Source organism: Tolypothrix sp. VBCCA 56010, from assembly GCF_050875635.1.
Lineage (GTDB): Bacteria > Cyanobacteriota > Cyanobacteriia > Cyanobacteriales > Nostocaceae > Hassallia.
This window is the reverse complement of the sequence record NZ_JBPAOH010000193.1, coordinates 1-11,918: the sequence shown is the minus strand read 5'-3', so window position 1 is coordinate 11,918 and position 11,918 is coordinate 1. Positions and strand designations below refer to the sequence as shown.

The 11,918-nt window shown below is 44.3% G+C and carries 10 protein-coding genes and 1 pseudogene; 8 read left to right on the top strand and 3 right to left on the bottom strand.

The features are described 5' to 3' along the window. A partial coding sequence (locus AABK37_RS36670) for an endonuclease MutS2 (protein ID WP_432556370.1) occupies positions 1-1,466 on the bottom strand: 1,466 nt, incomplete at its 3' end. 306 nt (positions 1,467-1,772) lie between these two features. Here AABK37_RS36670 and AABK37_RS36665 point away from each other — a divergent pair. The 7 genes and pseudogenes from AABK37_RS36665 to AABK37_RS36635 all read left to right on the top strand — a co-directional run bounded on the left by AABK37_RS36665 (position 1,773) and on the right by AABK37_RS36635 (position 10,277). Then, positions 1,773-4,346, top strand: coding sequence for a filamentous hemagglutinin N-terminal domain-containing protein (locus AABK37_RS36665; RefSeq protein ID WP_432556369.1), 2,574 nt, complete (start codon positions 1,773-1,775; stop codon positions 4,344-4,346). Between the two features lie 488 nt (positions 4,347-4,834). After that, positions 4,835-5,998: a GuaB3 family IMP dehydrogenase-related protein gene (locus AABK37_RS36660; RefSeq protein WP_432556368.1), complete on the top strand. Its 1,164-nt coding sequence runs from the start codon at positions 4,835-4,837 to the stop codon at positions 5,996-5,998. A 5-nt stretch (positions 5,999-6,003) separates the two neighbouring features. Continuing rightward, positions 6,004-6,147 (top strand): hypothetical protein, encoded by a 144-nt coding sequence (locus AABK37_RS36655; RefSeq protein ID WP_432556367.1) that lies wholly within the window; start codon positions 6,004-6,006, stop codon positions 6,145-6,147. A 298-nt stretch (positions 6,148-6,445) separates the two neighbouring features. Beyond that, a pseudogene (gene trxA / locus AABK37_RS36650) lies at positions 6,446-6,793 on the top strand (thioredoxin); the annotation flags it as partial. 564 nt (positions 6,794-7,357) lie between these two features. Continuing rightward, positions 7,358-8,428, top strand: a complete 1,071-nt coding sequence (locus AABK37_RS36645; protein WP_432556366.1) for an LOG family protein — start codon at positions 7,358-7,360, stop codon at positions 8,426-8,428. A 3-nt stretch (positions 8,429-8,431) separates the two neighbouring features. Continuing rightward, positions 8,432-8,620, top strand: coding sequence for a hypothetical protein (locus AABK37_RS36640; protein WP_432556365.1), 189 nt, complete (start codon positions 8,432-8,434; stop codon positions 8,618-8,620). A gap of 334 nt (positions 8,621-8,954) precedes the next feature. Next, the gene (locus AABK37_RS36635; RefSeq protein WP_432556364.1) at positions 8,955-10,277 is read left to right on the top strand and encodes a D-alanyl-D-alanine carboxypeptidase; all 1,323 of its coding nucleotides are present in this window, start codon (positions 8,955-8,957) and stop codon (positions 10,275-10,277) included. 10 nt (positions 10,278-10,287) lie between these two features. Here the strand turns inward: AABK37_RS36635 and AABK37_RS36630 are convergent, their stop codons facing one another. Further along, positions 10,288-10,449: a hypothetical protein gene (locus tag AABK37_RS36630; RefSeq protein ID WP_432556363.1), complete on the bottom strand. Its 162-nt coding sequence runs from the start codon at positions 10,447-10,449 to the stop codon at positions 10,288-10,290. 178 nt (positions 10,450-10,627) lie between these two features. Here AABK37_RS36630 and AABK37_RS36625 point away from each other — a divergent pair, with 178 nt between their 5' ends. Continuing rightward, positions 10,628-10,762 carry a histidine kinase gene (locus AABK37_RS36625; protein ID WP_432556362.1) on the top strand — a complete coding sequence of 45 codons (135 nt, stop codon included), beginning with the start codon at positions 10,628-10,630 and terminating at the stop codon, positions 10,760-10,762. Here AABK37_RS36625 and lptC read toward each other — a convergent pair. Next, entirely contained in the window at positions 10,752-11,876 is a 1,125-nt protein-coding gene (lptC, locus tag AABK37_RS36620) for an LPS export ABC transporter periplasmic protein LptC (RefSeq protein ID WP_432556371.1), read from the bottom strand. The genes AABK37_RS36625 and lptC overlap by 11 nt on opposite strands. Between the last annotated feature and the right edge of the window lie 42 nt (positions 11,877-11,918).

Here is an 11,918-nt window from a genome sequence, read left to right as displayed (position 1 = left end):
GTTCCCGCACCCACTTCGTCTAGTAAGACTAGGGAGTGGGGAGGTGGGGAGGTAGGGGGGGGGGGGGATGGGGGGATGGGGGGATGGGGAGAGGGGGAGAAAGAAGAATTATTCTCCTTGTCTCCTTGTCCCCTTGTCTCCATGTCCTCCTTGTCCCCCTTGTCCTCCTTGTCTCCCTGTCCCCCTGTCCCCCTGTCCCCCTGTCCCCCTGTCCCCCTGTCCCCCTCTCCCAAAGCTTCTAAAATCCGACTTATCCGGCGGATGTGACCGGAAAATGTGGATAAACTTTGCTGTAGCGATTGTTCATCGCCAATATCTGCTAGTACCTTCTCAAACCAAGGTATTTCTACAGGTTCGCGGGCGGGGACAAATAAACCCACCTTCGCCATCAATGCTGCTAAACCGAGGGTTTTCAAGCTGACAGTTTTACCGCCGGTGTTTGGTCCTGTAATCGTCACCACGCGAATTTGTGGTTGAATCAGTAAATCCACGGGAATTACTGCTGAACCTTGTTCGTGTTCATGCTGCCAGACTAAAAGCGGATGACGTAACTGCCGCAAGGTAATAGTTTCATTTTCCTCGCGCTGGATGAATCGGGGGGGATTTGCTCCTAACCAGAAACTATAACGCGCTCTAGCACTTGCTAAATCCAAAGTTGTGACAATTGCGAGCAATCTTTCCAAATCTGGCTTGACTGCTGCCACTTGCTCTGTTAAAATGCGGCGAATCGCTTCTTCTTCAGCTTGTTCTTTTTTAGTTGTTTGTCGCAGTTGATTGCCCCAAGGGACAATCGAATGAGGTTCTATATATAGCGTTGCGCCGCTGGTAGAGGTATCGTGGACAATGCCGGGAATCGCGTCTTTTTGGGGCGCTTTCACGGGTATGACATAGCGATCGCCTCTTTGGGTAATTATTTGTTCTTGAACTGCACCATATTTAACTTGTAATATATTTTGCAGTTTTTGAGTGATTTGACTGCGTAATTTCCGCAAATCATTGCGAATGTCATTGAGTTTTTGGCTAGCGCGATCGGCTACTTGTGCGCGATCGTCAATACAACGGTGAATTTCTTGCTCTAGTTCCGGATAAGTCCGTAAATCGGCAATTAACTGATTGAGTATGGTAAAATCAGGTTGGTTGTCAATTACACGGCGTAAATTTCTGGTTCCGGCAAGAGTAGTAGCGATCGCCAAAAGTTCCTCGCCAGTTAAAACACCTTGGATTTCTGCCCGTTCAAGGGAATCACCAATATCTTGAATTCCCTCAAAAGACAGTCCCGTGGTGAGACGATTTTCTAATTCGTATACTTCCTTGGTTTGCGCTACCAAGTGTTCACTTTCCGCTCTCGAGTCAGGAATTGGCAGATGACGTGAGGCTCGCGCCCCTAGTTTAGTTGCCGCAAATGTGGAAAGATGCTGGCAGAGGCGGTGCCATTCTAGTAGTTCTAAAGTTTCAGACTGGATCAAGGCTTCAACATCTAATCTGAAATTATCGTAACAATACTACGAGCAGACAGCTTCATCTTCAAGGGTGAAATTTCCGCCCGTATTACTTACAGTTTTTACATATTTATTTGTAAAAATTTTTTATCACATTGCATTTAAGTATAAAACCCAGTTTAATCTAAGTTTATTGCTCGCTTAGAAACCCGACTTCTTAAAGAAGTCGGGTTTCTAGGCATCGTGAATTTTCACAAATCATACTATAGCAACACATATCCGCATTCGACGCCTGGGAAACTATTTAGGGGCATTAGGGAGGCAGATACCGAGATGACTAAAAGTTGGAAACACTTAGTGCGGGCAGTAATTTTCGCTCTGGGTGGGACGTTCGCCACTGCGACTAGCGTATTAGCACAGAGTATCACCATAGATGGCACGCTGAGTCCGGCACAAACTTTAACTGGTCCAACCTACACAATTCCCCAGTCAGTCGGTCAAACAGTCGGTAGCAATTTATTTCATAGCTTTGGTATTTTTAACTTAAACGCAGGCGAGAGAGCAAATTTTGGGAGTGCTGGGGATATCAGAAATATCCTGTCGCGTGTTACAGGTGGCTCTCGTTCATTGATTGATGGTTTAATTTTCACAAATAGTCCCAGCGTCAATCTATTTTTAATTAATCCGAGTGGAATTGTCTTTGGTCCCAATGCCAGATTAAATGTTGGTGGTTCGTTTGTGGCGAGTACAGCGAATGCACTGCAATTTGGAAATATAGGATTTTTTAGCGCTATTGATAAAAATATCCCTTCACCGTTGTTGACTATTAATCCATCTGCGTTGTTGTTTAATCAGATTAATCAAAACGCAACGATTCAAAATAACTCAGCTGCACCCGCAGGTATAGACCCAACAGGTGTAAACGCATTTGGTTTACGAGTACCAGATGGTAAAAGTTTACTGCTGGTGGGTGGTAATGTCAGCATGGATGGGGGACAATTAAATGCTTATGGTGGACGAGTTGAGTTAGGAGGATTGACCGAACCTGGTGCTGTCTTGTTGGGTGTAGATGGCGATAATCTCAGCTTGATATTTCCTGATAATGTAGCGCGAGGTTCGGTATCCCTTACTAACCAAGCTGCGATATATGTAGAAGGGGCTGGTGGCGGTAATATTGCAGTCAATGCCAGGAATCTAGAAATATTGGGAGGAAGTTTTTTAAGTGCTGGTATTGGGCTTTTCGGGACAGCTGAAACTGTTGCAGGAGATATTACGCTTAATGCTACCGGGGAAATCAAAATTGCTGGGAGTGGTGTTGTTAATCTAGTGAGCTTAGGGTCACAAGGCAATGGTGGTAATATTACTATCGATTCCGGTTCTTTGTCATTACGCGATGGCGCTCGACTTGCTGCCTTAACCTTTGGACAAGGGAATGCCGGAAATGTGACAGTGCGGGCAAAAGATGCTGTTTCTCTTGCAAACAGTAATATCTTCAGCGCGGTGGATTCTGAGGGTGTGGGTAATGGTGCCAATATCGACATCAATGCTGCAACATTATCACTAATTGATGGCGCTCAACTGCAAATCATTAGTCGTGGTGAAGAATTTTTGAGTCAGGTGTCGTCAGCGGGACGAGGAAATGCAGGGAATGTCAATGTTAAAGTTACTGGGACAGTTGATATTGCTGGAGAGAAAAACGGTTTTAGGAGTGGGATTTTCAGCAATACGGGAACGGGGACAGTTGGCAATGGGGGTAACATTACTATCGATTCTGGTTCATTCTTATTACGCGATGGCGCTCAACTTTCTGCCTCAACTGCTGGACAAGGGAATGCGGGGAATGTGACAGTGAGTGCAAAAGATTCTGTTTCTCTTGCAAACAGTAATATCCTCAGCGCGGTTGAATCACAGGGTGTGGGTAATGGTGGCAATATTACTATCAATTCTGGTTCGTTCTCGTTACGCGATGGCGCTCAACTTGATGCCTCAACTGCTGGACAAGGAAATGCGGGGGATGTGACAGTTAATGCAAGTAACAGAGTCAGTATCAATGGTATCGATACCGCTTTCAATGACCGACTTGCCCAATTTAGTACCAGAATTACTAATATCAATGCCGCTAGTGGCTTTTTTGTTCAGTCTGAAAGTTCGGGAAGGGCAGGCAATATTCAAGTTAACTCGCCCAAAGTTATTCTAGACAACTCTGGCAGACTCAACGCCGAATCTGCATCGGGTAACGGTGGTAATATCACACTACGAATACCAGACTTACTGCTGCTACGGCGTGGTAGTCAAATATCAAATACTTCAGGTACTGCCTTAACTGGTGGGAATGGCGGCAATTTTTTTGTAGATGCTGGCTTCATAGTGGCTGTTCTTTCAGAAAATAGCGACATTACTACCAATGCCTTTACTGGTATCGGGGGTAATATCAATATCAATACAAACGGCATTTATGGTTTTCAGTTTCAGAATCGACTAACTCCGCAGAGTGATATTGTTGCAAGTGGAAGTATCACATTAAATACACTCGATATTGACCCCAATCGTGGGTTTATTAATCTACCAACAAATGTAGTTAATACGCCATCTTTAGTGGCTCAAAGCTGTTCGGCTTTTGGTAAAAAAGGTAGCGAATTTATCGTTACTGGACGCGGTGGTTTACCTCCTAGTCCTGATGACTTCCTAAGTAGTGATGTGGTGTGGTCAGATACTCGGCTAACAGCGTTACCTGCTTCGGGCGATCGCACCGTCACACAATCAATTCCCAAAACTTCTGAAGGTGTAGCAATTGTACCCGCTACTGGGTGGGTGTTTGATGAGAAAAAAGGGGAAGTTACGCTGATTGCTGCTAATGGAAGTTCTTCAGGTGCAGGTTCTAATCAGGTTAAGTGTATTGTTCCATGAAGAAGGCAGCAATATATATTGTAGAGGCGTTAATGCAAGGTCTCTACACGGTTTCTAGCACTCTATCTGATTCGGCAGGAGAACCGCTATATGCTGAAGGCACAAGAAAGAATTAGTTAGGGTTTGTGAGATGCTTGTAGGCGATCGCTTGTAATAACAATCATACATTTTCGCTAAAAACAATTGCTAATAATTAAATTTGATTGCCAAAATAATCAATACTTAACAATCAACCAAGTTTTTATTCCGGCTATTTCTAACCATAGATATATGCATAAAAATTATTTAAAGTACGTCGTCGCAGTGTGTACTATTGAAACATTTGAATTAACCGAATTTTATCTAAAATACAAACACATTCACAATTTTTTGTTCTCTTCTCCCCTCTTGCTATCCTTGGCAGCTTGCAGGTTACTTTCACCAAAAACGCTCCAAGTTCCCCCGCAATTTGATACCCTAGCTTAAACAGATTTGGGAATGTTAAAAGCGTGGAGATTCAAATTGGGCGGGGTAAGACAGCTCGCAGAGCTTACGGAATTGATGAAATTGCTTTAGTCCCCTCAGGAAGGACACTCGATCCGAGTTTGGCAGATACCAAATGGCGTATTGGGAATATAGAGCGGGAAATACCGATAATTGCTAGTGCGATGGATAGTGTGGTAGATGTCCGCATGGCTGTACGTTTGTCGCAGTTAGGAGCATTGGGCGTTCTCAATTTAGAGGGTATCCAAACTCGTTATGCTGACCCAGAACCGATTTTAGATCGAATTGCAACTGTTGGCAAAGATGAATTTGTTTCTTTAATGCAACAACTATATGCCGAACCAATAAAACAGGAATTAATTGAACAACGTATTCAGGAAATTAAACAACAAGGCGGTATTGCGGCAGTAAGTGCTACTCCAGCTGCTGCTAGCAAATATGGTACGGTGGTGGCGCAAGCAGGAGCAGATTTATTTTTTGTACAAGCAACTGTGGTTTCGACAGCACACTTGTCACCAGAGTCTATAGTTCCACTTGATTTGGCTGAATTTTGTCGCTCTATGCCCATCCCTGTGGTGTTAGGGAATTGCGTGACTTACGAAGTCACTTTAAATTTGATGAAAGCTGGGGCTGCTGCTGTGATGGTGGGAATAGGTCCTGGTGCGGCTTGTACCTCTCGTGGAGTATTGGGTGTGGGCGTGCCTCAAGCGAGTGCGATCGCTGACTGTGCAGCCGCTAGAGACGACTACCACCAAGAAACTGGTAATTATGTCCCCGTGATTGCCGATGGCGGTTTAATCACAGGTGGCGACATTTGTAAATGCATCGCCTGCGGTGCCGATGGCGTGATGATTGGCTCCCCCTTTGCTAGATGCGCCGAAGCCCCAGGACGACGTTATCATTGGGGGATGGCGACTCCTAGCCCTGTATTGCCCCGTGGTACGCGTATTAGCGTCGGCACTACCGGCACTCTAGAGCAAATTCTCACCGGACCTGCGGCTTTAGATGATGGCACTCATAATCTTTTGGGAGCCTTAAAGACGAGTATGGGAACTTTGGGAGCTAAAAATATTAAAGAAATGCAACAAGTTGAAGTTGTTATTGCTCCTTCCTTATTAACTGAAGGTAAAGTTTACCAAAAAGCTCAACAATTAGGCATGGGGAAATAAGGGGAATGGGGAATGGGGAATGGGGAATGGGGATTAGAAAATTCAACGCTCGCATTAACCACCAACCACCAACCACCAACCACCAACCACCAACCACCAACCACCAACCACTAACCACCAACCACCAACCACTAACAACCCGCAAATAAATTTTTCCGTGACTCTTAAACAATCACTGGAAAAATTTCATATGTCGCCTACAATGGAGAAAGCGGAGACGCATGTTTCCGTTCACTCCTCACACCACACTCCGCCCGGACTACTGTTCGGGCGGTTCCTTATGTATATAAAGCTATTAGCTGGCAGCAAAAACAAGCTGTTACGCTTGTCTATTGCTTTTTTGTTTAGCCAAATGTTAATAAAATAAGCGAGCTTCTTTGCAAATGTACATCCGACAATCCGAAGCGGTGGTTTTTGCTATGGTAGAATTTTCACGAAGCTCAGAAATATAATAGGCAAAGGTTTTTAGGCATGTCAGCAGCCGCACAAGTTTCGGATTCTACGTTTAAGCAAGAAGTACTGGATAGCGAAGTTCCGGTTCTAGTTGACTTTTGGGCACCGTGGTGCGGTCCCTGCCGGATGGTCGCTCCGGTTGTAGATGAAATCGCTTCTCAGTACGAAGGTCAAATCAAGGTGGTTAAAGTTAACACCGATGAAAATCCGAATGTTGCCAGTCAATACGGCATCCGCAGCATTCCCACGTTAATGATTTTTAAGGGTGGGCAAAAAGTTGATATGGTCGTCGGTGCTGTACCGAAAACTACATTAGCTAACACTTTGGAAAAGTATCTTTGAAACTCAACCACTGGAAAACTCTTATTGAGTAGTCCATTTGGTTTGGTATTAGCTAAGTTTTTGTTAACGATTTACTGAGGCGCGAAAATTCGCGTCTCTATAAAGTCGTTTTCAATTGTAATCATTCTTAAGATTACTTTTGGTAAAGTAATTTTTTATTGCTGTAACATTTCGGCGAAAATCTTTTGGTTGTACTTTCAACTCAAGTGGAGATGTAAAGTCACGAGCTACTTCTATCGAAAATACAAGCTCATGTCAGATGCTTGGCTTTGATGAACACGGGTTGACGACTAGCGTCGTCGCCAGCGCCTTGGTTGATGGTAAACCAAAGGTGCTTTTTATTGTGAAATAGGAACTGGTTGAAAGAGGGAAGAAAAATTTTCAGGACTTACGTTGTAGGCGATCACTCAACTGCATATTTTTTCTTGCGTCAAGAGTTAGGACGCCCTACTTTTGTCAGAAGGCAACGCGTTTGTTTTGTTCGCGTGAAAGTAGACAAAGCGGTATTTGATAACAACACACCAAATCTGGGTAAAATATAGTGCTATTTTGGCGGCAGTTCTCATGACCTCCGAAACGTCATTCGACACGTTAGACTCTCTAAAAGCGGATATCGCGCTCTTAATCGATCGCTTACCAACGTTAAAAAATCGACAATTTATCAAACAGGCACTGACGACAATAGTACGTCTAGCTGAGGGCGAAATCGATCGTCTTGACTGGAAGATATTATCTGCCTCTTTAACAGACATGGAGCAGGGTTTTCAACTGTTTCATGCTTACCGACACGTTCGCAAAGTAACCATCTTCGGTTCTGCCCGTCTTTCGCCAGAAAGCCCAGAATACCGCATGGCGGTTGAATTTGCTCGCTATGTCACTGGGATGGGATTCATGGTGATGACAGGCGGTGGTGGCGGAATTATGCAAGCAGGTCACGAAGGTGCGGGGCGAGAAAATTCCTTTGGCTTAAACATTCAATTGCCGTTTGAGCAAGAGGCAAACCCGTTTATTCAAGGCGATCCAAAGCTGATTAACTTTAAGTATTTCTTCACCCGCAAGCTGTTTCTTCTCAAAGAAAGTGATGCTGTAGCTTTGTTTGCTGGTGGTTTTGGCACTCAAGACGAAGCTTTTGAGTGCATGACCTTGAGCCAAACAGGTAAGTTTGGTCCAGTACCTTTAGTTTTAATCGATCACCCTGGTGGCGATTACTGGCGGTCTTGGAGCGAATATATTGATAAGCAACTGGTACAAAAAGGTTTAGTAAGTCCCGAAGACCCTTGTCTTTACACAGTCACAGACAATCTGGATGTGGCTTGTAATGCAATTACCCGTTTTTATCAGGTTTATCACTCCAGCCGCTATGTAGGCGATCGCTTAATCATCCGCCTCAAGACAGATTTATCAGATGCTGAAGTTGAGCAACTAAATGCTAATTTTAGCGACATCCTGGTTAATGGGCAAATTGAAAAAACTCACGCTTTACCCCAAGAAGGACAAGATGAAGCGGTTGGGCTACCCCGCCTCATTTTATACTTCAATCAACGCGACTTGGGGCGCTTGTATCAAATGATTGCCGCAATTAATAGGATAGGCACTCCTTCCCCAGAGGATGCGGCTCATCCAGAAAGGAAGTAGGGATTGGGGCATGGGGCAGGGGGACAAGGAGACAAGGAGACAAGGAGACAAGGAGACAAGGAGACAAGGAGACAAGGAGACAAGGAGAATTTTTTCATAATACTCGCCTTGTCTCCCCCTCCCCCACTCCCCCCCTCTTCCCATTCCCCATTCCCCATTACCCATTCCCCATTCCCCATTACCCAACCCTAGTGTACGCAGTTCATGACAACTACTTAATACCAAATCCGGTTTATTCTTGTATTTTCTTAAGTTTGGTTGGGCGGACTTTACTTATATTGCTAAGGCAACGCTTTTAACGAATTTATTGACTTTAAGAAACCGACTTTATATTTTTCTGTGCTTAAAGTCATGAAAAAGTGGTACAAATTTTAAGAGTGTAAAAGTAGTAACTAAAACAATGTTATCCATCCTACCTATAGATATGAAAAATACCAGTTATTATGACTCAATGCTGATTAGCATAAAAAAGCCTTGTATATTAGCACAGTAAATAAATTAGCACGTCCTAACAGGGGAATAAAGAATGCTGGAGTTATTGGGTTCAGGTTTAGTTACGCTTTGGCTAGAAATGGCAGGGGTACAACTCAAGCCTTTAAATGCTTTAGATGCATTGGCTTGGCAAAGTAGCCCAGGCTTAGTTCTCGCCCCCGATCCAAATCCAGCTGGGGCTATTACAGTTCAAGAATATTTAAAAACACTAGTAACATCAAAGCTTATAGATCCGAAGTTAACAGAAAGTCAAGGGATTTGGATGCAGTCGGGACCGATGCTGATGGCTAATCACCAAGGTACGACTCCTCTACCAGCGGCTTCGTTAACAAAAATTGCTACCTCTTTAGTTGCTTTGAAAACTTGGGGACCAGACCACCAATTTGAGACTTTGGTTAGCACAACAGGATCAATACAAAATGGAGTTTTACAAGGTGATTTAGTAATTGCTGGTAATAACGATCCGATGTTTGTTTGGGAGGAAGCGATCGCCCTTGGTAATACTCTCAACAAAATGGGAATCAAGCAAGTAAAGGGAAATTTGGTTATTACTGGGAATTTCATGATGAATTTCCAGCCTAATCCGATAGTAGCAGGTCAAACGCTCAAGCAAGCAATGAATTACACCACTTGGTCGCGTCCTGCTAATTACGTATACTCAATTATGCCCAAGGGAACTCCGAAGCCTCAAGTCGTAATTGCGGGTACTGTAAAATTAGATCCGCAGCTAAACTCGCAACAAACCGTGCTATTGCGTCACCGTTCTTTACCTTTGAAGCAACTTATCAAGGAAATGAACGTTTTCAGCAATAACGAGATGGCACAGATGCTGGCGGACTCGGTAGGAGGAGCGCAGGTAGTACAATTAACAGCTGCCCAACTTGCTAGAGTACCGCAGTCAGAAATTCAATTAATTAACGGTTCGGGACTCGGACCCGAAAATCGCATTTCCCCCAGAGCAGTCTGTGCTATGTTGATGGCGTTGCAACGAGAAGCACTCTTCCATCAATTGACCTTATCTGACTTGTTGCTGATTTCGGGGTTCGATCATCGTGGAACAATTCACGGCAGACACATGCCCACCGCTACTGTGTTTAAAACTGGCACTCTGCGGGATGTCAGTTCTTTAGCTGGAGTAATTCCCACACGCGATCGCGGTTTGGTTTGGTTCGCTATTCTTAACCGTGGTAACAATGTATCCGGTTTTCGCGCTGGACAAGACCAATTTTTGCAACATCTTGTGCAGAAATTGCAAGTAGCACCAGCCCTTCCAAGCGCTATTACTCCCCACTCAGCTATTAACACAGTACCCGAACTAGGTTCAGCCAGTCGCAATGAAATTGTGTATGGGGGATAGTTGATATTTGTTAGTTGATGGGCAATGGGCATTGGGGAGGCAGTGCGGTCTTGGGGTCTCCCCAAGTGGAGCATCTGCCGTCATTGGGGAGGCATTGCGGTCTTGGGGTCTCCCCAAGTGGAGCATCTGCCGTCATTGGGCAATTGTTTAATGGGCAATAGGACTTACGCATTGACAGGAAATACCAAATGTGTGGTATGTATTTCAGGCATTAAACCTTGATTTTTTGACTCTTTTTAGGCGATCGCTATTTATCAAAGGATAATTGATCAAAGCCTGAAACGACGTATTTTCGTCAATGCACAAGATAAGAAATTTGTACAGTGCGTAAGTCCTAGGGCAATTGTTTAATGGGCAATGGGAACGTGAGAATAAAGTCAAATCTTTTTCCCATACCCCATACCCTATGCCCTATGCCCCATGCCCCATGCCCCATGCCCCATGCCCCATGCCCCATGCCCCACTATCCATTTCCTAATTCTTAACTCCTGGATCTTGGGGAATAATTTCTGTAACTACCCTACCACCAGAAGTATTACCACCACTGACGGCAATGTTTTCGGTTTGCAAGTTCCCAACGGCTTTGTCACCGTTAAATGTTAATGGTGGGTCAACTTGTCGATAAACTACATTGCCCTGAGCTTCAATTAATTTATTCTCAAGAAACCAAGTTAGTGTATTAGATTTAATCGCCTGACGACGCTGCCCTATGGCGTTAACATTGCCTGTTAAATAAACTGTTTTTTGCGCTATTTTCATTTGCGCTTGATTGGCGGTCACGAGAACATTTTCGGCACGATGGAAGACGCGCACGGGTGCATTTGTGTTGACCGTTTGTGCGTTCAAATTCCAAGTCATGGAGTTACTAGCTATTTGCATTGGCGGCTCTAGTAATTCTACTTGGGCATTTTTGCTGAGGGTAGCAATTTTAGTTTTTAAGTTAAATTCGGCAGAATCTCCTCTACCGCGATCGCTTATTAAATTATCTTTGTAGCGGTCAAATTGCACAGGGCGATCGGCGATTAATTTGTCTTGTTTAATTTGCCAAATCAAATGCTCGGTTCGCATTTGCACTTGGGGTTCAAGAGAATTTGCTATTACCCCTCCAGAAAAGTCTATGCGTTGTTCGCGGGTTTTGACTCGCGCTTCTTGCGCTACCGCTTGCAATTGTTGATGCGTTCCGTTCAACTGGTTGCGGACAATCATTAAATCTTCTTTCGGACGCCATTCTAATTCATTTCCTTGCAACACAATGCCGTTGCGAGGATCTGTGGCGATGATTTTTCCCTTCAAAAGCAACTGCTTACCATTCTGATCGATGTCTGCTACATCTGCTTTTACTTGATAAACAACTTTACCATCTTGGTACAGTTCACCATAGGGATTTTCTGCTTGACCAATTTGTTTTTCTTTAGTGTATTTTGCTTGGTTGGCTCTAACTCGCCAAACCGGTCGTCCTACCTCATCTGCTTGTTCCAAATCCACATTAAAGAAGGTCAGATTGCTATCCGAGTTTTTGGATGAACCCGATGCTGATTTTGAATCTGTGGGCTTTTGACCCCCACAAGCAGCTAACCCCATTACCAACAATAAGGTAATGGGTAAGAGGAAGCGGGGGAGGGGGGGAGGGGGGGAGTGGGG